Origin of the sequence: Nocardiopsis potens DSM 45234 (genome assembly GCF_000341105.1) — a bacterium.
Taxonomy (GTDB): Bacteria; Actinomycetota; Actinomycetes; order Streptosporangiales; family Streptosporangiaceae; genus Nocardiopsis_A; species Nocardiopsis_A potens.
This window is the reverse complement of sequence record NZ_ANBB01000064.1, coordinates 54,644-72,871: the sequence shown is the minus strand read 5'-3', so window position 1 is coordinate 72,871 and position 18,228 is coordinate 54,644. Positions and strand designations below refer to the sequence as shown.

18 protein-coding genes are annotated in these 18,228 nt (G+C 74.9%); 5 read left to right on the top strand and 13 right to left on the bottom strand.

Features of this window, described 5'->3' with window-relative positions:
- Positions 1–162: 162 nt before the first annotated feature.
- Positions 163–888, bottom strand: coding sequence for a TetR/AcrR family transcriptional regulator (locus tag D459_RS0125525; RefSeq protein ID WP_017595841.1), 726 nt, complete (start codon positions 886–888; stop codon positions 163–165).
- Between the two features lie 108 nt (positions 889–996).
- On the opposite strand from D459_RS0125525, the gene D459_RS0125520 reads away from it, so the two are divergent.
- The gene (locus D459_RS0125520) at positions 997–2,148 is read left to right on the top strand and encodes an acyl-CoA dehydrogenase family protein (protein WP_017595840.1); all 1,152 of its coding nucleotides are present in this window, start codon (positions 997–999) and stop codon (positions 2,146–2,148) included.
- 55 nt (positions 2,149–2,203) lie between these two features.
- Here the strand turns inward: D459_RS0125520 and D459_RS0125515 are convergent, their stop codons facing one another.
- The 5 genes from D459_RS0125515 to D459_RS0125495 form a co-directional block, all read right to left on the bottom strand.
- Entirely contained in the window at positions 2,204–3,262 is a 1,059-nt protein-coding gene (locus D459_RS0125515; RefSeq protein WP_017595839.1) for a FecCD family ABC transporter permease, read from the bottom strand.
- Positions 3,259–4,254: an iron chelate uptake ABC transporter family permease subunit gene (locus tag D459_RS0125510; protein WP_017595838.1), complete on the bottom strand. Its 996-nt coding sequence runs from the start codon at positions 4,252–4,254 to the stop codon at positions 3,259–3,261. The genes D459_RS0125515 and D459_RS0125510 overlap by 4 nt, the downstream gene beginning before the upstream one ends.
- Before the next feature lie 3 nt (positions 4,255–4,257).
- Positions 4,258–5,217 carry an ABC transporter substrate-binding protein gene (locus tag D459_RS0125505; RefSeq protein WP_040711044.1) on the bottom strand — a complete coding sequence of 320 codons (960 nt, stop codon included), beginning with the start codon at positions 5,215–5,217 and terminating at the stop codon, positions 4,258–4,260.
- A 78-nt stretch (positions 5,218–5,295) separates the two neighbouring features.
- A complete protein-coding gene (locus tag D459_RS33875) occupies positions 5,296–6,210 on the bottom strand; it encodes a siderophore-interacting protein (RefSeq protein ID WP_017595836.1) in 915 nt (304 codons plus the stop codon).
- A 121-nt stretch (positions 6,211–6,331) separates the two neighbouring features.
- The gene (locus D459_RS0125495) at positions 6,332–7,825 is read right to left on the bottom strand and encodes an MFS transporter (protein WP_017595835.1); all 1,494 of its coding nucleotides are present in this window, start codon (positions 7,823–7,825) and stop codon (positions 6,332–6,334) included.
- A gap of 73 nt (positions 7,826–7,898) precedes the next feature.
- On the opposite strand from D459_RS0125495, the gene D459_RS0125490 reads away from it, so the two are divergent.
- Positions 7,899–8,474: a TetR/AcrR family transcriptional regulator gene (locus D459_RS0125490; protein ID WP_017595834.1), complete on the top strand. Its 576-nt coding sequence runs from the start codon at positions 7,899–7,901 to the stop codon at positions 8,472–8,474.
- Here the strand turns inward: D459_RS0125490 and D459_RS37140 are convergent.
- From D459_RS37140 to D459_RS0125475, 3 genes are all read right to left on the bottom strand, one after another.
- Positions 8,449–8,712, bottom strand: a complete 264-nt coding sequence (locus tag D459_RS37140; protein WP_017595833.1) for a helix-turn-helix domain-containing protein — start codon at positions 8,710–8,712, stop codon at positions 8,449–8,451. The two genes, D459_RS0125490 and D459_RS37140, sit on opposite strands and share 26 nt — an antisense overlap.
- Positions 8,713–8,819: 107 nt before the next feature.
- Positions 8,820–9,212, bottom strand: a complete 393-nt coding sequence (locus tag D459_RS0125480; RefSeq protein ID WP_017595832.1) for a hypothetical protein — start codon at positions 9,210–9,212, stop codon at positions 8,820–8,822.
- Complete coding sequence (locus tag D459_RS0125475; RefSeq protein ID WP_241485126.1) at positions 9,209–9,403, bottom strand: hypothetical protein; 195 nt, start codon at positions 9,401–9,403, stop codon at positions 9,209–9,211. Before D459_RS0125475 ends, D459_RS0125480 begins: the two co-directional genes overlap by 4 nt.
- A gap of 243 nt (positions 9,404–9,646) precedes the next feature.
- Here D459_RS0125475 and D459_RS0125470 point away from each other — a divergent pair, with 243 nt between their 5' ends.
- Positions 9,647–10,417, top strand: coding sequence for an NAD(P)H-dependent oxidoreductase (locus D459_RS0125470; protein WP_026120754.1), 771 nt, complete (start codon positions 9,647–9,649; stop codon positions 10,415–10,417).
- A 149-nt stretch (positions 10,418–10,566) separates the two neighbouring features.
- Here D459_RS0125470 and D459_RS0125465 read toward each other — a convergent pair whose 3' ends face one another.
- From D459_RS0125465 to D459_RS0125450, 4 genes are all read right to left on the bottom strand, one after another.
- On the bottom strand, positions 10,567–12,540 hold the full coding sequence (locus tag D459_RS0125465; RefSeq protein ID WP_017595829.1) for an ABC1 kinase family protein: 1,974 nt from the start codon (positions 12,538–12,540) through the stop codon (positions 10,567–10,569).
- Positions 12,541–12,652: 112 nt separating this feature from the next.
- Positions 12,653–14,323, bottom strand: a complete 1,671-nt coding sequence (locus D459_RS0125460) for a serine/threonine-protein kinase (RefSeq protein ID WP_026120753.1) — start codon at positions 14,321–14,323, stop codon at positions 12,653–12,655.
- Between the two features lie 278 nt (positions 14,324–14,601).
- Positions 14,602–15,684, bottom strand: a complete 1,083-nt coding sequence (locus tag D459_RS0125455; RefSeq protein ID WP_017595827.1) for a cytochrome P450 family protein — start codon at positions 15,682–15,684, stop codon at positions 14,602–14,604.
- Complete coding sequence (locus D459_RS0125450; protein ID WP_017595826.1) at positions 15,681–16,943, bottom strand: cytochrome P450 family protein; 1,263 nt, start codon at positions 16,941–16,943, stop codon at positions 15,681–15,683. The genes D459_RS0125455 and D459_RS0125450 overlap by 4 nt, the downstream gene beginning before the upstream one ends.
- A 224-nt stretch (positions 16,944–17,167) precedes the next feature.
- Between D459_RS0125450 and D459_RS0125445 the strand changes: the two genes are divergently transcribed.
- Together D459_RS0125445 and D459_RS0125440 are read left to right on the top strand one after the other, a co-directional pair.
- Positions 17,168–17,557: a TFIIB-type zinc ribbon-containing protein gene (locus tag D459_RS0125445; RefSeq protein WP_017595825.1), complete on the top strand. Its 390-nt coding sequence runs from the start codon at positions 17,168–17,170 to the stop codon at positions 17,555–17,557.
- Complete coding sequence (locus D459_RS0125440; RefSeq protein ID WP_017595824.1) at positions 17,554–18,207, top strand: AAA family ATPase; 654 nt, start codon at positions 17,554–17,556, stop codon at positions 18,205–18,207. The genes D459_RS0125445 and D459_RS0125440 overlap by 4 nt, the downstream gene beginning before the upstream one ends.
- The last annotated feature ends 21 nt before the right edge of the window (positions 18,208–18,228 follow it).

Sequence of the window (18,228 nt, the reverse complement as noted above, 5' to 3'; positions counted from 1 at the left end):
GCCCGCGTCCGGGTGGGAGATCACCGCGAACGTCCGCCGCCGCGCCGCCTCCGCCGCCGCCTCGGTGGACCCGCTCTTCGCCGCCTCGTTCGCCGCCGTACTCACCGGAGGTCGTCTCCCAGTCCTGATCGCGCTGCACCGCCTCCGCGAATCTACCCGGCTCTAACCTCGGTCGCAGCCGTCCGGCGCAAGCGCCTCACGCACCCTGTCCAGGACCTCCGAGGTCCCGGCGCCGCTCGGATAGACCGCGACGAGCACCCTTGCGGGCTCCGGGGCCCCCGGGGCCGCGCCGTCCCGCAGCCGCGCGCCGAGCCCTTCGGTGACCAACGCCATCGCCGCGTCCAGCCGGTCCCAGGGCACCGGCCGCTCCGGGGCGCGCAGCCAGGAGCGGAGCACGTGGTTGTGCGCGGCGATGACCGCGGCCGCGACCGCCTCGGCGGCCAGCGCCCGGTCCCCGTCGCTCTCCCCCCGGGCCAGGTGCCGGCTGAACGCCGCCTGGTAGCGGGCGGTCATCGCGACCTCCCGGTCGCGCAGCCGGGGGACCGCGCGGACCAGCCGGAACCGGGGGACGGTGATCTCCGGGGTGGAGGCGTAGCCCTGGAAGACCATCCGGGCCGCGGCGGTGACCGCGGCGACCGGGTCGTCCTCCGGTGCGGCGGCCAGGTAGCGCCGGACCGCGGCGAACACCTCCTCCAGCTCGGCGAAGAGGATGTCCTCCTTGGTGCCGAACCGGCGGAACAGGCTGCGCCGGCTCAGCCCGGCGGCCTCCGCGATGTCGCCCATGGTGGTCTGCTCGTAGCCGACCTGCTCGAACAGGCGGACCGCCGCCGCCACCACGTCGTGCCGCTCCGGCCGGGCGCCGCGCCCCGGTTCCGCCGCCTCCGACATGCCTGCCCCCCGATTCCGTGGCCGTCCGCCTGCATCACCTATGCTGACACTGAATGCCACAGTTCGGCACCACGTGCCACGCGAGCCCGGCCCGGAGGCGAGGAAGACATGAGCTTCGACCTGTTCACCACGACCGAGGAGCATGAGGAGCTGCGGGCGGCGGTGCGCGCCGTGGCCGAGGACAAGATCGCCCCGCACGCCGCCGAGGTGGACGAGAAGAGCGCGTTCCCGCAGCAGGCCTACGAGGCGCTGCGCGCCACCGACTTCCACGCCCCGCACATCCCGGAGGCCTACGACGGGGTCGGCGCCGACGCCCTGGCCACCTGCATCGTGATCGAGGAGGTGGCGCGCGCCTGCGGGTCGTCCTCGCTCATCCCGGCGGTGAACAAGCTCGGCACCATGCCGCTCATCCTGGGCGCCTCGGAGGAGGTCAAGCAGCGCTACCTGACCCCGGTCGCCCGCGGCGAGGCGATGTTCTCCTACGGGCTGTCCGAGCGGGAGGCCGGCTCGGACACCGCGAGCATGCGCACCCAGGCGGTCCGCGACGGCGACTCCTGGGTGATCAACGGGCAGAAGTCGTGGATCACCAACGCCGGCGTCAGCGAGTACTACACGGTGATGGCGGTGACCGACCCGCAGGGCAAGCGCGGCTCCAACGTCACCGCGTTCGTGCTGCACGCCGACGACGCGGGCTTCACCCTGGGCGAGCCGGAGCGCAAGCTCGGCATCAAGGGCTCCCCCACCCGCGAGCTCTTCTTCGACGGCGTGCGCATCCCCGACGACCGCCGGGTCGGCGAGGTCGGCGAGGGCCTCAAGATCGCGCTGCGCACCCTGGACCACACCCGGGTCACCATCGGCGCCCAGGCGATCGGCATCGCGCAGGGCGCGCTGGACGCCGCGGTCGCCTACGTCAAGGAGCGCAAGCAGTTCGGCAAGGCCATCGCCGAGTTCCAGGGCGTCCAGTTCATGCTCGCCGACATGGCGATGAAGCTGGAGACCGCCCGCCAGATGGTCTACGCGGCCGCCGCCAAGTCCGAGCGGAACGACTCCGACCTGTCCTTCTTCGGCGCCGCCGCCAAGTGCTACGCCTCCGACGCGGCCATGGAGATCACCACCGACGCCGTCCAGCTCCTCGGCGGCGCCGGCTACGTCAAGGACTTCCCGGTCGAGCGGATGATGCGCGACGCCAAGATCACCCAGATCTACGAGGGCACCAACCAGATCCAGCGCCTGGTGATGGCCCGCCAGCTGCTCAAGTAGCGGCCGAGGGCCCGGAAGCGGCCCCGGAGCCGCACCGGGCGGTGCGGCTCCGGGGCTACCGGGGCCGCTTCCGGGCCTCGCGGATCAGCAGCCACACCAGGTAGGCGCCGCCGAACACCACGGTGACCACCCCGGCCGGCACCGCCAGCGGCACCGCGTGCTGCGCGATCAGGTCCGAGGCCGACAGCAGCCCGGCCCCCACCAGGGCCGTCACCCCCAGCGGGATCCCGGGGACGCCGGCCAGCCTGCGGGCGATCTGCGGTGCCGCCAGGGCCACGAACGCGATCGGCCCCGCGACCGCCGTCACCACGCTCACCAGGCCGACCGCCACCGCGATCGCCGCCGTCCGGGCCCGGTCGATGCGCACCCCGGTCGCCTGCGCCATGTCGTCGCCCAGGTCCATCTGCTTCAGCGCCGGGGCCAGGAAGGGCACCAGCGCGAGCAGCACCAGCACGCACGCGGCCGCCGGGTAGGCCGTCTCCGCGGTGGCGTTGTTCAGGGTCCCCGCGCCCCACGCGGAGGCGAACAGGGCGGTCTCCACCTCGGCGCGCAGCAGCATCCAGGTGTTCGCCGAGGCCAGCATCGCCGAGACCCCGATGCCCACCACGATGAAGCGGAACCCCTTGACCCCGCCCCGGTACGCCAGCAGGTAGATCGCGACCGCCGCCCCCAGCCCGCCGACCAGCGAGCCCGCCGTCAGCAGCGGCCAGCCCCCGCCGAGCAGCAGCAGCGCCACCAGCATCCCGGTGAACGAGCCGTTGGCCAGCCCGATGATGTCCGGGCCGGCGAGGGGGTTGCGGGTCAGCGCCTGGAACAGGCCGCCGGCCACCGCGAGCGCGGCGCCGAACAGCACCGCCGCGACCGCGCGCGGCAGCCGCCACTCGACGACCACGATGCGCTCGAACCCTCCGGTCCGGCCGGTGAGCGCCCCGAGCACCTCGGACGGGCCCACCGGGTAGTCGCCCAGCGCCAGCGCGGCCAGGGCCAGTGCGGCGACGGCCGCCGAGGCGGCCAGCAGCACCGCCGCCGGCCGCAGGCGGACCACGACGTTCAGCCGCTCGGTGCCCACCACGAACCTGCGCGCCGGCGGGCGGGGCGGGGCCGGGGCGCTCACAGCGCGCTCGCCTTCGGCCGGCGCACCAGCGCGATCAGCACCGGCGCCCCCGCGAACGCGGTGACCACGCCCACCGGCATCTCGCCGGGCGGCACCGCGACCCGCCCCAGCACGTCCGCGAGCAGCACCAGCACCGGCGCCGCCACCAGGGTTCCGGCGATGATCCGGCGCTGGTCGGGGCCGACCGCCCAGCGGACCGCGTGCGGGACCATCAGCCCCACGAACGCGATCGGCCCGGCGACCGCGGTGGCGCCCCCGGCCAGCAGGGTCACCGCGGCCAGCACCCCGGCCCGCACCAGCCCGGTGTCGACCCCCTGCGCGCGGGCCGTGTCGGCGCCCAGCGCGACCGAGTTCAGCGCCGGGGCGAGCGCGGCGGCCAGCACCAGCCCGGCGGCCAGCAGCGGCAGCACCGGGAGGAGCACGTCGAAGCCGCGCTCCAGCAGGCTGCCCGCGTTCCAGCCGCGCATCCGGTCGAAGGCGTCGGGGCGGGTGAGCGTCAGCCCGGTGGTCAGCCCGGAGAACACCGCGCCCAGCGCGACGCCGGTCACGGTGAGCCGGACCGGCCCGGAGTCGGGGCCGCCCGCGGCGCCCACCCCGTAGACGGCCAGGGTGAGCAGGAGCGCACCCGCGCAGGCCGGCCACATGTAGTCGGCCGGGTCGGTCAGCCCGAAGAAGGCGACGCCCACGGCGACCGCGAACGCCGCGCCCGAGTTGACGCCGAGGATCCCCGGGTCGGCGAGCGGGTTGCGGGTGAAGGCCTGGATGAGCGCGCCCGCCGCGCCGAGCGCGGCGCCGACGGCGAGCCCGGCGGCGGTGCGGGGGACGCGCTGCTCCCAGAGGACGAACCGGGTTTCGGCGGTCCCCCCGCCCAGCAGCGCGTCCAGCAGCTCCGGGACGGGGCGGGGGTTGGCGCCGACCAGCAGTGACAGCAGCAGGGCGGCCGCCAGGGCCGCCGCCCCGGCGAGGGCCGGCAGGGGCGTGTTCCGCACCAACGCCTACTCCGCCTCCGACAGGCCGGAGTCCTCCAGGATGCGGTCGAGGTCGTCCAGGACCGCCATGCCGCCCAGGGGGCCGACGCCGGTGATCCAGAACGAGCGGTCCACGGCGTACAGCTCGGGGAACTCGTCCTCGTTGCTCCGGATCGAGTCCGGGACCGCCCCGGGGTCGTCGACGTCGTCGGCGGTGACCAGCACCAGGTCGGCCCGGGCGTCGAGGACCCGCTCCGGGGAGACGTCCAGGGAGATGTCCTCCCACTCGTGCTCGGGCGTGGCGAACCCGGCGCACTCCAGGGTGCTCCCGGCGAACGAGGTCGGCCCGTACAGGGTGAGCACGTCGTCGCGGGGGCGGATGAGCTGGGCGGTCTTGCCGTCGGTCTCGTGCTTCCCGGCGACCTCCTCGCAGCGGTCCCGGTAGTCGCCGAGGAGCTCCTCGGCGCCCTCCTCGTCGCCGAGGGCGCGCGCGACCAGGCCGACGTTGTCCTGCCAGGGGTCGGCCTGGGTCTCCATGAAGACGGTGGGGGCGACGTCGGAGAGCCGGTCGTACAGGGCGGAGTGGCGCGACTCGGTGCCGAGGACGAGGTCCGGCTCCAGGGCGGCGATCTCCTCGAGGTTCGGTTCGGCGACGGTGCCGACGGTCTGCACCCCGGCCGCCTCGTCGCCGAGGTAGGCGGGGGCGCCCTCGGTCTCGTCCAGCACGGCGGCGCCGACCGGGGCGGTGCCCAGGGCGACGGCGGTGTCCAACTGGACCGGTTCGAGGACGACCACGCGCTGCGGATCGGCGGGGACCTCGGTCGTCCCCCGGGCGTGCTCGACGGTGCGGGTCTCGCCGCCGGCCTCCGCGCCGCCGGGGCCGCCGGCCCCGCCGCCGCAGGCGGAGAGGGCGAGCACGGCCGCGGCCGGGAGGACCGCGCGGGGGAGGAGGCGGCGCACGGCGCCTCCGCCGATGGTCACAGGCATGGGGGAGTCCAATCCACCGGGGTGAGGTGCGGCCGGAACCGGCCGGTTCGGCGGAGCCCAACTTAGCAAAGCCTCACCTTATTCGGACTTCCCCCCTCCGGCCGCCGCGGCCCGGGCGCGCCGCTCGCCGGTCCTGCCCTTGGCGTTCCAGTACCCCTGGGCGTGCACCCGGTCGGGCGCGATCCCCGCGCCGCGCAGGCGGTCGCGCATCCGCGCCACGGCCGTGCTCTCGGCCGCCAGCCAGGCGTAGAAGCCGGTGCCGAGCGCGGCCGCTTCGCCCCCGTGTGACAGGGACCACGCTTCGACGGCGGCCCGGAGCGGGCCGTTGGGCCCCTCTCCCCCGGCGGCCCCGGGGCGGCCGCCGGTGCGCAGGACGGCCGTCGGCTCGGCGCCGGGCCGCCCCTCCGCCGGCCACGCGGCGTCGGCGGGGTCGCCCGCCTCGACGATGACCTCGGCCCGCACCGCCGGGTCCAGCGAGGCGAGGATGTTGCGGATCGCGGGGAACGCCGTCTCGTCCCCGGCGAGCAGCACCCGCGCGGCGGGGCCGGGGTGCCACTGGATCCCGTGGCAGGGGCGGCCGCGGGCGGCGTCCGGCCCGGACAGCAGCAGCCGCTCGCCGCCGCGTGCGCGGGCGGCCAGCTCGCCGGCGGGCCCGGGCGGCGAGTGGAGGTAGAAGTCGATGTCCACCTCGCGGTCGGCGGGGCGGGCGGCGGCGACGGTGTAGCTGCGCATGGCGGGCCGCTCCGCGGCCGGGAGGGAGCGCAGGCGCGCCCGCCAGTCGGCCTCGCCGAGCGGTTCGCCGCCGGTGTCGAGCGCCTCGGGGAGCGGCCCGGACGGCATGAGGATCTTGATCCGCTGGTCGAGCCCGTAGGCGCCGAACCGGTCCAGGTGCGGGCCGGTCAGGGTGAGGCGGGCGAACCCCGGCGAGGGCCGCCGGACCGCGCACACCCGCGCGGCGAAGAGCACGTTGGGGGAATCCTGGAACGGCGCCATGGGCCCGGGCGCTCCGAATCTGCTGCTGAGGCTGACGGTGACCGGTTCATGATGGCGCACGCCGGGGGCGCCCGGGGCCGCGGGGCGCACCGCCCGGCGGGGGCGCCGCCCGGGGGCGCCGTCAGCGGCCGCGCAGGGCGATGCCCGCGAAGAGGGCCGCGGCCAGGAGCAGCCCCGCGCCGGTGAGGCCCGCTGCGTTCAGGCCGCCGGTGTATGCCTCGAACGCGGCGGCCAGGAGGGGCCGGCCCTCCTCCCCCATGGCCGCGGCCTGCTCGGCCGCGCCCGCGACGGTCTGCCCGGCGGGGCCCGAGGCGGCCTCGGGCGCGGCCTCGCGCACTCCGCCGCGGTAGACGGCGGCGGCGATGGTCCCCAGGAGCGCGATCCCGACCGCGTTGCCCAGCTCGATCGCGGACTCCGAGACCCCGGACGCCGCGCCCGCCCGCTCCGGCGGCGCGGTGGCCAGGACCAGGTCGTTGGCGAGGGCGCTGACCGCCCCGACGCCGAAGGTGATGACCGTGTAGGCGCCGATGAACAGCGGCAGCGGCGAGTCCGGGCCGACCGCCGCCACGCCCGCGAACCCGAGCGCCGAGACCGCGAGCCCGCAGGCCAGCACCGCCCCCTGGGAGACCCGCCCGACGAGCGCGCCGGCGACCGCCACCCCGGCGACCGTGCCGAGGAAGGTCGGCAGCGCCCAGACCGCCGCCCAGAGGGGGCTGAGCCCGTGCACCACCTGCATGTAGGTGAAGGCGAGGAAGCCGGTGCCCGCGGCGGCCAGGGAGACCGCGCCGTTGGCGGCGACGGCCGCGCCGAACGCGGGGGCGCGGAACAGCCGCAGGTCGATCAGGGGGTGGGCGGCGCGGAGCTGGCGGCGGGCGAAGAGCCATCCGGCGGCCGCCCCGGCGGCCAGGGCGGCCAGTGCGGCCGCGTCCGGCCCGTACTCGGCCGTCCGCTTGACCGCGTACACCGCACCGACCATGGCGGCCAGCGACAGCACCGCCCCCGGGAGGTCGAAGACGCCGCGCCCGCCGGCCCCGGACTCGGGCACCAGCACCGGTCCGGCCGCCAGGAGCAGGGCCATCACCGGCACGTTGATCAGGAAGACCGAGCCCCACCAGAAGTACTCCAGCAGCACCCCGCCGATGAGCGGGCCGGCGACCGCGCCGCCGGTGAAGGCGACCGTCCACAGGCCCACGGCGGTCCGCCGCTGGGCGGGGTGGTCGAACATCGCCCGGATGAGGGAGAGGGTGGAGGGGGCGAGCGTGGCCGCGCCGGCGCCGAGCAGCGCGCGCCCGGCGATCAGCAGCTCCGCGGTGGGCGCGAAGGCGATCAGCGCGGAGGCCGCCCCGAAGAAGGCGGCTCCGGCCAGCAGCATGCGGCGCCGGCCGAACCGGTCCCCCAGCCCGCCCATGGTGATGAGCAGGGAGGCCAGCACGAACCCGTAGACGTCCATCGTCCACAGCAGCTGGGCGGCGGTGGGGTCGAGTGCGGCGGTGATCGCGGGGGCCGCCGTGAACAGCACCGAGATGTCCATGGAGACCAGGAGCGCGGGCAGCAGCAGAACGGCCAGCCCGGCCCAGGTCCGGCCCCCGGCGAGGGGAGGGGTGCTCGTCGTCATGCCGGGGATCGTACGTACGTCAAAGACATCCGTCAATATGTACGTACGTTCAAGCGACGGGTAGGATCCTGCCATGAACCACCGCGACGACCTCCTCGAAGGCGCCAAGAAGTGCCTGGTGGAGAAGGGCTACGCGCACACCACCGCACGCGACATCGCCGCCGCCTCCGGCGCCCACCTCGCCTCCATCGGCTACCACTACGGCTCGAAGGAGAACCTGATGAACGCCGCGGTCATCGCGGTCACCAGCGAGTGGGGGGACACCGTCGCCGACGCGCTGAAGTCGGTCGACGCCTCCGACCCCGCCGAGCGGCTGGCCGCGCTCCTGGAGCGCATGCGCGCGCTCCTGCCCGGCGACCGCGAGCTGCTGGTGGCCAGCGTGCAGGCCTACGCACAGGCCCAGTTCTCCCCGGAGGCGCGGGAGGCGCTCAGCGAGGGCCACGACGACGGGCGCAGGTCCTTCGCCGCCCTGCTCTTCCCCCGGGACGAAGAGGAGGCCGGCGGCATCGACGAGGCCGCGGGCGCCGCCGCCTACGCGCTCTTCTCCGGGGTCATCCTCCAGGCCCTCATCGACCCCGACCGCGTCCCGGACACCCGGGCCCTGATGGCCGGCCTCCGCCGCATCACCGGCGCCCCGGAGCAGGGGTAGCCCCGCGGAAGGTGCGGCGGTAGGCGGTCGAGGAGACGCCGAGCTCGGCGTTGAAGTGGGCGCGGAGTGAGGCGGCGGTGCCCAGGCCGGCGCGGGCGGCGATGCGCTCCACCGGGAGGGCGGTGGACTCCGGCAGCTCGCGGGCCGGGTCAAGGCGGCGCAGGAGCAGCCGGCGGGACGGGGAGAGGCCGGTCTCGGCCCGGAACAGGCCGGGACCGCCCGTTCCGCCGCGATCCACCGGCCCCCTCGGCAAGGAGGTCCGCCCTGCCGAGCGGCCCGGATGCGGCCCCCTGCCTCCCGTCGGACTGCTCGTGCTCGCCCTCGCGGAACGGGGGCGGACAGCCGTCAGATACCGATCACCCGGACGGCGGAGCCGCAGAGCCGGGACAGGTCGCCGACGTCCGAGGTGAGCAGGGTGACAGGAGGCCGCTGCCGCAGAGCCGCCTCGGCGACCATCGCATCGATCGCGCAGCGGTGGCCGTGCAGGCCGGCCTCTTCGAGCAGCGCCGCAGCCGCACGGGCCGCGTCCCTGGTCAGGTCTTCGACCCTGAGACGGGAGAGGACCCGGTTCATCCGGGCGGGCCGGACCCCTCCATGCTGCGCCTCGATGATGGTGGCCGCGCTGATGACCAGGGCACGGTCCTGCCGCTTCGCGGCATCGACGAGCAGCATGACCTTCCGGTCGTTCTCCAGGTAGCCGGCCAGCCCCGCGGAATCGAGGACGAGAGTTCCCTTCACGCCGCTTCCCCGGGCAGCCGCGCCTCACCCGACAGCGCGTCATCCGCCCAGGCCCGCTCCTCGTCCGTGAACCTCCCATGCTCCTCCTGGTACTCCTCCAGGCCCCGGGCGATCAGTTCGCCGCGCAGCCGGTGCTCGACGGCCTCTGCGACATAGGCGGAGAACTCGCGCTTGCCCGTGATGGCGCGCACGGCCTCTGCCGTTCCCTCCGGAAGGGAGAGGCTCACTCTGACGGCAGGGCCATCACCCACGGGGTACTCGTCATCAGCCATGCAAGGAGAGTCTCAAAGAGATTGGGAATCACTTTCGGCGAACTCTCTGCCACCCGATGCGCATCTCGAGTACGCGGCCCACGGGCCGGACGTCGGCCCGCGTTCCCATCCGGATGATCGGGGTAAAGCCCCAGGGGCACGAAAAGCGCAGAAGAGGAGAACATGAGAGTTCTGTGGGTGTTCGCGCATCCGGAGCCGCGGTCGCTGAACGGTTCGCTGCGCGACGCGGGCGTCGCCGCGCTGCGCGAGCACGGGCACGAGGTGCGCGAGTCCGACCTGTACGCGATGGGCTGGGACCCGGTGGTGCGGGCCGCCGACTACGGCCACGACCCGGCGGAGCGGCTGGACGTCGGGGCGGCCTCGGAGCGGGCCCTCCGGGAGGGGCTGCTGAGCCCGGACGTCGTCGCCGAGCAGGAGAAGCTGGCCTGGTCCGACACCGTGGTGGTGCAGTTCCCGCTCTGGTGGTACGGCCTGCCGGCGATGCTCAAGGGCTGGTTCGACCGGGTGTTCGTCAAGGGGTTCGCGTTCGGGCTGCACGACCCGGTCACCGGGCGGGCGATGCGCTACGGGGAGGGGCCGCTGGAGGGCAGGCGGGTGCTCCCGGTGGTCACGATCGGCGCGCGGGAGTCGTCGATCGGGCCGCGCGGGGTCAACGGCGACCTGGAGCAGCTGCTCTTCCCGCTCACCCACGGGACGTTCTGGTACACCGGCATGGCGCCGCTCCCCCCGTTCCCGGTCCACTCCGCGGACCGGGCGAGCGCCGAGGACGCCGAGCGGGCGGCCAAGGCCCTGGTGGACCGGGTGCTGTCGGTCCCGGAGGCCGAACCGCTGCCGTTCCGCCGGCAGAACGGCGGCGACTACGACGACGACCTGGTCCTCCGCCCGGACCTCGCCCCCGGCCGCACCGGCCTGGACGTGCACCTGGACCGGTAGCGGGGCCGGTGGCGGAGCAGGCCCGAAGGGGCCGGGGGCGGCGCCCCGCCCGCCCCCGGGCGGAGCCAAACGCCCCGTCCGCCCGGCGGGCGGCGCGGTCGCCCGCGGGGCGGGCGGCGGCGCTCCCCGGTCGGGGGCCCGCCGGCCGCTCAGCCGTCCCCGGGGCGGTCGGTCTGGAAGACCAGGACCAGGGAGCGCAGCGCGAGCACGAAGCCGACGAAGAGCAGGGTGTAGCCGAAGAAGGCATAGAGCGGGAGCGCGGGGGCGACCATCGGGCCGGTGTCGGCGGTGATCAGGAGGATCGCGCCGAGGACCGCGGTGGCGGCCAGCAGGGCGAGGACGGTCTGGCGGATCAGGCCGGTGACGAAGCCGCGGTCCCGCCGGTCGGCGAACGGGCGGATGGCGACGGTGAACCGGCCCTGCTCCAGGTCCTGGGTGATCTTGTCCAGCCGGCGGGGCAGCCGCTCCAGGGCGGGCAGCATCGCGGCGAGCCGCCGCTCCAGAGCGGCCCGCACGTCGGTTCCGCCGAGGGCCTCGTCGGCGAGCAGCCGCCCCTGCCGCCGGGCCGCCTCGACCAGGTCGAGGTCGGGGCTGATCGCGGCCAGGGTGCCCTCCAGCGCGGCCAGGGCGCGGAAGGCGGCGGCGATCTGCGGCGGCACCGAGAAGCCGTGCCCGAGGATGAGCGGCAGCAGCCGGGCGAACATGTCGGCGCTCCCCCGCCCGCCGAGCCCGCCGGAGAAGCGGACCATGAGCTGGCCGACCTCCCGCTCCAGCCGCCGCTCGTCCAGCTCTTCGGGGCGGTCCAGCAGGTCGATGAGGGCGTCGGCGGCGGCGGTGGAGTCGTCCCGCTCGATGGCCATCAGCAGCAGGCCGAGCGAGGTGCGGGAGCCGCCGTCCAGCCGCCCCACCGAACCGAAGTCGAGCATCGCGAGCCCGCGGTCCGGGCCGATCAGGATGTTGCCCATGTGCAGGTCGGCGTGGAACACCCCGGTCACGGTGATCTGCCTGAGCACCTCGCCGACCAGGCGCTCGGCGAGCTCCCGGCGCTCCTCGGCGGTGAAGCCGGCGAGCAGGTCGGCGGCGTCGCCGACCGGGACGCCGTCGATCCGCTCCATCACCAGCAGGGTGCGCGAAGAGTGCTCCGGGTGGGGCTCGGGCACCCGGATGCCGCCGGCGCCCGCGATGGCGCGCATGTTGTCCAGCTCGACGGTGTAGTCGAGCTCCTCCTCCAGGGAGTCGGCGAACCCCTCGGCGAGGCGCCGCACCCCCAGCGCCGCGCCCCAGGCGGTGCCCCGGTCCAGCCGGCGGCCGAGCCGGAGCAGGATGTCGACATCCGCCTCGACCTGGCGCTGCGCCCCGGGGCGCTGCACCTTCACCACCACCCGCTCGCCGCCGAGCAGCTCGGCGGCGTGCACCTGGGCGACCGAGGCCGCGGCGAGCGGCTCGGGGTCGACGGAGGCGAACACCTCGCCGAGCGGCCGGCCCAGCGCCTCCTCGATCGCGGCCTCGATCCGCGGCCAGGGCTCCGGGTCGGCCGCGGTCTGCAGCCGGGAGAGCTCCCGGACGAAGACGTCGGGCACCAGGTCGGGGCGGGAGGAGAGCATCTGGCCGAACTTGATGAAGGCGACCCCGGCCTCGTTCAGCGCGGCGGTCAGCGACCGGGCGGTCTTGGCCATCCCCTGCACCGGCGCGGTCCGCCTGCGGCCGCGCAGGTGGGCGCCGAGCCCGTGCTTGGCCGCGATGGCGGTGATCTGCGCGTACCGGCGGGCCCGCCGCGCCCGCGCGCGCCACCCGGTGAGCAGCGCGCGCACCGGCGGCAGCGTCCCGGTGGGCAGGAAGATCTCCAGCAGCACCAGGACGACCAGGCCGCCCAGGAAGGTCCAGGCCATGGCGAGGAGCGGCAGCACGAGGTAGGGGAGCGGGTCCGCCTCGGCCGCCCCGGGGCTCAGCTCCAGGCCGGAGGAGGCGAGCACCGCGTAGACCGCGCCGTAGGCGCTGGCCAGCACCGCGAACCCGACCACGACGACCCTGGGCCAGCCGATGGGAACCCCGAGCACCCGGCGCGCCAGGCCCCCGCTCATCAGGACCAGCACCAGGTAGAGCAGAACGGCGATGAAGGCCATTCCCGCGTTCCTCCGCCCGTCGGGGACGATTCGGAGCACAGCATGGCACAGCCCGGACCGCCCGGCGCGGCCCCTGTCCACCGCCTGTGGACGACGCGTTCCCGGGGCCGGGTCAGGATGCGGGGTCGAAGGAGGCCGCGACGCCGTCCAGCAGTGCGCGGTTCTCCTCCCAGGTCTCCGGGGGCGAGACCAGGAAGAGGGCGTAGCCCTTGTCCTCGGTGTGGAAGGCGCGGTTGACCGCGTGCCGGCCGTCGAAGGTGAACTCCCAGTCGGCGGCGCTGACGTACCGGTCGGTCCAGGGGTCGTCCAGGGACCTGATGTGCTGCCGCTGATACCCGGAGAAGTTCTGCGAGATGGCGCCCTCCTGCTGCCGCCAGTCCTGCTCCGCGTCGTCGCCCGGGGAGTCGGTCTGGTCGATCTGCAGGTAGCCGCCGCCGGGGAGGTCGAAGAAGACGCTGGTACCCTCCCGGCGGTCGTACTCCCAGCCCTCGGGCAGGTCGGCGGAGAAGCCGGTCTCGTCGGCGTAGTTCTCCACCGGCGGGCCCTCCGGCTCCGGTTCCTCTTCCTCTTCCGGCTCCTCTTCGGCGCCGTCCTCGCCGTCGGGGGCGGCCTCCCCGTCGCCGGTGTCACCGCCGGCCTCCTGCTCGGCGGCGGGCCCGGTTTCGGCGGGGTCCGCCCCCTCCCCCTGGCCCAGCCAGAACGCGAGGCCCACGGCGAGCAGCAGGGCGATGCAGGCCGCGCCGATGAGCAGCGCCGTCCGGCCGGCCCGGCCGGAGCCGGACGGCTCGGCCGCGCCGGGGCCCGGCGGCAGGTAGGGCGGGCGCTCCCCGCCCGCCGCCCCGGCCGGGGCGGCGGAGGCCGCGGCCGACGGGTCCGCGACCGGCGGGGGCTCGGCGACGGTGGTCCGGGCGGCGCGCATCGCGTCCCGGTCCGCCCGCGCCTGGCTCCGCTCCGCGGCGACCGAGGCGGCGTGCAGCAGGGCGTGCGCCTCGGTGATCGACGGGCGCCCCTCCGGGTCCTTGGTGAGCATCGCCTCCAGCGCCTCGGTCAGCGGCCCCGCGGACCCCGGCGGGGGCACCTCCTCGGTGACGATCGCGGTCAGCGTGGCCACCGGCACCTCGCGGTGGAACGGCATCCTGCCCTCCACCGCCTGGTACAGGGTGACGCCCAGGGACCAGATGTCGGTCGCCGGGGTGGCCGGGCGGCCCTGCGCCTGCTCCGGCGCGAGGTAGCCGGGCGAGCCGATGAGCAGGCCGGTGCTGGTCAGCCCGGAGGTGCCGTCCAGGCGGGCGATGCCGAAGTCGGTGAGGACCGCCCGGTCGCCGCTGCCGACCAGCACGTTCCCCGGTTTGATGTCGCGGTGCACGATGCCCCGGTCGTGCGCGATGGACAGCGCGGTGGCCATCTGCAGGCCGATCTTGGCGGCGCGGGCCGGCGTCAGCGCGCCGTCCTCCTTGATGATGTCGCCGAGCGAGCGGCCGCGGACCAGCTCCATCACGATCCACGGGCGGTCGTCGCTCTCCACCACGTCGAAGACGGTGATGATGGAGGGGTGCCCGAGCCGGGCGGCGCTGCGCGCCTCGCGCAGCATCCGGGTGCGCAGTACGTCGATCTCCTGCTGCGGAAGCTGCGGGGAGATGATGAGCTCCTTGATCGCGACCTGGCGGTCGAGGAGCTCGTCCTCGCCCCGCCAGACGCGGCCCATACCGCCCGCACCGATCAGCTCGGTGAGCCGGTAGCGCCCGGACAGCACGTGTCCAGGGCCGGTCTGCTCAGTACTCATGGCTGGGGCTTCCTCGGGCTCGTCAGGGGGGCGCACGCGATCCGGGCGCCACCCAGGCGAGTCTAAGTCCCCCTCGGCGGAGGCGGTCCCGGATCCCCTGAGCGGGCCGGCCCCGGCCGTCCGGAGCGGCGGCGGGGCCGGCCCGAAACCGTCACCGGTGTGACCGCCGCCGGTGTTCCCGCGCACACGCGGGGAGGCGTGCCCGCATGCGCGGAGCGGGAGCGGCACCGTCCGCGGGCGCGGGGGCGGTCGGGAAGGGGCCGCCCCCGCCGCGCGGTTCAGCCCAGGCGCACCCGGAGCGAGGCGACGCCGTTGGTGACGATGGAGGGGACCTGCTCGGGGTCGGTCTCCAGCAGCTCCAGGCCGGGGAACCTCTTCCACAGCGCGGGCAGCGCCACCGCCAGCTCCATCCGGGCCAGGTTGGCGCCGAGGCAGTAGTGCGCCCCGTGCGAGAAGGAGACGTGCGTCTTGTCCTCCCGGGTGATGTCGAACCGGTCGGCGCCCTCGGGGTGGAGCAGCCGGTCGCGGCCGGCCGAGCCGTAGGAGACCAGCAGCGCGTCGCCCTCGGGCACCACGGTGCCGTCGATCTCGATGTCCGAGGCGGCGTAGCGCAGCGGGACGCTCTGGATCGAGGTGTTCCAGCGCAGCGTCTCCTCGACGGCGTCGCCCCAGTCCCGCTCGCCGCGCAGGATCATGTCCAGCTGGTCCCGGTGGGTGAGCAGCGCCTGCACCGTGTTGGTGAGCAGGTTCATGGTGGTCTCGTAGCCGGCGCCGATGATCAGGATCAGCGTCCACACCAGCTCCGACTCCGACAGCCGGTCGTTGTCGGAGTCGCGCGCGGCGATCAGGGCGCTGGTCATGTCGTCGCCGGGCTCGGCGCGCTTGTGCGCCACCAGCCCGGTGAGGAACCGCTGGGTGCCGATGTGGTTCTCGTAGGCCTCCTCGGGGGTGATGCTCTGGTCGAACATCATCCCGATCCGGCGGTGCAGCTCGGCGCGGGCGGACTCCTCCTCGACCCCGAACAGGTCGCTGATCACCGTCATCGGCAGCGGCAGCGCGAGCTGCGCCTTGATGTCGGCGGTGCCGTCGCCGGCCTCCATGCCGTCCAGCAGCCCGTCGACGATCTCCGCGATGCGGTCCTGCATCTCCTGCACCCGGCGCGGGGTGAACGCCTTGGACACCAGCTTGCGCAGCCGGGTGTGGTCCTCGTCGTCGCGGGCCAGCATGTTCTCCGCGGCGACCCAGGAGATGAGCTGCCAGTCCTGCGGGATCTCACCGTCCCGCCAGGCCCGCCAGTACTTCGGGTTCTTCTTGACCCGGGGATGGGTGAGCACCTCCATCACCGCGGCGTGCCGGGTCACCGCCCACGCAGCAACCTGGCCAGGAAGCTCGACAGGGACGACTGCCCCTGCTTCTCGGAGCTCGGCGGCCTGGTCGTGGAGGTATCCGGTTTCGAGTCGGACGGCTTCCACGTCGTTCCTTCCTGCTCGGGGGAATGGGGATCGAAAGCGACGGGGAGTCGGGTGAGTGCGTGCCCGAACGGCGAGAGGCGCCAGGCCAGTTCGTCGGCGGGCACCGCGAGGCGGAGCCGGGGCAGCCGGTTGAGCAGCACCTCGATGCCGGTGATGGAGATGGCGGTGGCCATCTCCTTGGCCGGGCAGCGGTGCGGGCCGACGCCCCAGGCCAGGTGGGCCCGGTTGGGGGCGTCCTCCAGCCGGTCCCGGTGCTCGTCGGCGACGGCCCGGTTGGCCGCGGCGAAGCCGAGCAGGACCGGGCTCCCCTCGCGGATCACCGCGCCGCCGGGCAGCGTGATGTCCTGCGTCGGGTACATGACCGGGTAGTTGGTGACCGGCGGCGCGGTCCACATCACCTGGTCGATGGCGTCCGGGATGGCGGTGCGCGCGGACGCCAGGTCGTCGCCGAGGCGCTGGTCGGTGAGCATCACCCGCACCGCGTTGGAGAGCAGGCAGGCGCTGGGCTCGCTGCCCGCGCCGATCATCAGCACCAGGTGCTGGATGACCTCCTCGTCGGAGAGCCCGGCGCGGTGCCGCATGAGCATGCTGGTGATGTCCTCGCCGGGCCGGTCGCGCTTGGCGCCGACCAGGTCGGAGAGGACCGCCTCGATCTCCTGGTTGGCCCGCTCGGCGTCGACGCCGTCCCACATGTCGCGCAGCGCGGTGAAGAACCGCTTCCCGGACGCCTCGTCCATGCCGAACAGCCGGTTCATCACCAGCAGCGGCAGCGGGTTGGCGTACTCCGCCACCAGGTCGGCCTCGCCGCGGGCGCAGAAGGCGTCGATGAGGCCGCCGGCCAGCTCCCGGGCGTCCGCGGCGATCCGGGCCGAGTCGAACCGGCCGAACGCGTCGGTCATCGCCCGCCGCACCCGGCGGTGCGCCTCGCCGTCGGAGAAGAGCGCGTTGGGCCGGGGCTTCATCATCCCGATCACCGCGGCGTCGTCGGGGACCCGCCCCTCGCGCCAGTCCCGCCACCGGTGCGCGTCCCGGCTGAAGGTCCGCTCGTCCCGGCACCAGGCGGTGATCGTCGCGTAGTCGATCACCAGCCAGCCTTCGACACCGGGCTCGAGCTCGACGGGGATCACCGGGCCGTGCTCCGCGCGCATCTTCTCGTACGCGGTGTGGTGGTCCCGGTGGAACTCGGGGTCGTAGAGCTTCAGATGAGGGCAGCTACTCGTCAAGGCCGTCGCCGTCCTGGGTCGCGGAATTGCACGAAAACCCCTCAACCGCAAGGGTTTCCGGACGTACCGTAGCGGTTCCGGCGACGATTCGACAGTGCCTTGTCCACAGTGAGTGACCGCTCCCGCAGGGCCTCGCATACGATGTCGGCGTGATATGCCCAAAGTGCCAAGGAAGCCTGCAGACCGTCGCCCGACAGGGGATCCATCTGGAGCAGTGCCAGGGCTGCTCCGGAATCTTCCTGGACCGGGGTGAACTCGAGCAGATCATCGCCGCGGAGAAGCGCCACTACAGCGCCGCTCCTCCGCCCTACTCCCCGCCGGCCGGGCAGGTTCCGCCCGCCGGGCACGTCCCGCCGGGGCACCGCGGCGGCTACCCGGACTCGCCCCGCGGCCACCGGGGCGGCTATCCCGACTCCCCGCGCGGCTACCGGGGCGGCTACCCGGACTCGCCCCGCGGCTACCGGGGCGGCTACCCCGATTCCCCGCGCGGCTACGGGGGCCGCCGGAAGAAGAGCTTCCTGGAGAACCTGTTCGATTGAACCCGCTGATCTGCCCGGACTGCGGCGAGTTCGACGAGGCCCCGGAGCCGGGGGCCGGCGGGGAGGGGCTGCGCTGCCGCTTCTGCGGCCGCGACCGCCCCTTCCTGCGGTCCCCGCTGTTCTGCGTGGCCGGGCCGAGCGGCACCGGCAAGTCGACCGTGGGCCGGCTGCTGGTCGAGGCGCTGTCCGACCGGTTCGTGGTGCTGGAGCAGGACGTGCTCTGGGTGGGGGCGCTGCGCGACCCCGCCGGTGAGCACCGGGCGTTCCGGTCCACCTGGCTGCGGACGGCGGCGATGATCCAGCAGAGCGGCCGCCCGGTGGTGCTCTGCGGCACCGTGGTCCCGCCCGAGCTGGAGCCGCTGCCGGAGCGGGCGCTGTTCTCCCGGATCCACTACCTGGCGCTCACCTGCGACCCGGAGGTGCTGGCCGCGCGGCTGCGCGCCCGGCCCGCCTGGCGCGGGTGGGACGAGCCGCGCATCGCGGAGATGCTCGACTACGCCGCCTGGCTGGCCGAGGAGGGCGCGGCGCTGGACCCGCCGGTGGAGCTGCTGGACACCACCGGCTCCCCGGTGGAGCGGACCGCCGCGGAGGTGCGCGCCTGGGTGGAGCGGACCGCCGCGGCCGGGGCGCCCGAGCCCGCCGCGCGCTGACCCCGGGGCCCGGCCCGGAAG

What these genes read in the sequence shown, in the direction of transcription:
- D459_RS0125525 (WP_017595841.1), bottom strand. Translation starts at nt 888, where the DNA reads ATGTCGGAGGCGGCGGAACCGGGGCGCGGCGCCCGGCCGGAGCGGCAC.
- D459_RS0125520 (WP_017595840.1), top strand. Translation starts at nt 997, where the DNA reads ATGAGCTTCGACCTGTTCACCACGACCGAGGAGCATGAGGAGCTGCGG.
- D459_RS0125505 (WP_040711044.1), bottom strand. Translation starts at nt 5,217, where the DNA reads ATGCCTGTGACCATCGGCGGAGGCGCCGTGCGCCGCCTCCTCCCCCGC.
- D459_RS33875 (WP_017595836.1), bottom strand. Translation starts at nt 6,210, where the DNA reads ATGGCGCCGTTCCAGGATTCCCCCAACGTGCTCTTCGCCGCGCGGGTG.
- D459_RS0125495 (WP_017595835.1), bottom strand. Translation starts at nt 7,825, where the DNA reads ATGACGACGAGCACCCCTCCCCTCGCCGGGGGCCGGACCTGGGCCGGG.
- D459_RS0125490 (WP_017595834.1), top strand. Translation starts at nt 7,899, where the DNA reads ATGAACCACCGCGACGACCTCCTCGAAGGCGCCAAGAAGTGCCTGGTG.
- D459_RS0125470 (WP_026120754.1), top strand. Translation starts at nt 9,647, where the DNA reads ATGAGAGTTCTGTGGGTGTTCGCGCATCCGGAGCCGCGGTCGCTGAAC.
- D459_RS0125465 (WP_017595829.1), bottom strand. Translation starts at nt 12,540, where the DNA reads ATGGCCTTCATCGCCGTTCTGCTCTACCTGGTGCTGGTCCTGATGAGC.
- D459_RS0125460 (WP_026120753.1), bottom strand. Translation starts at nt 14,323, where the DNA reads ATGAGTACTGAGCAGACCGGCCCTGGACACGTGCTGTCCGGGCGCTAC.
- D459_RS0125450 (WP_017595826.1), bottom strand. Translation starts at nt 16,943, where the DNA reads ATGCGCGCGGAGCACGGCCCGGTGATCCCCGTCGAGCTCGAGCCCGGT.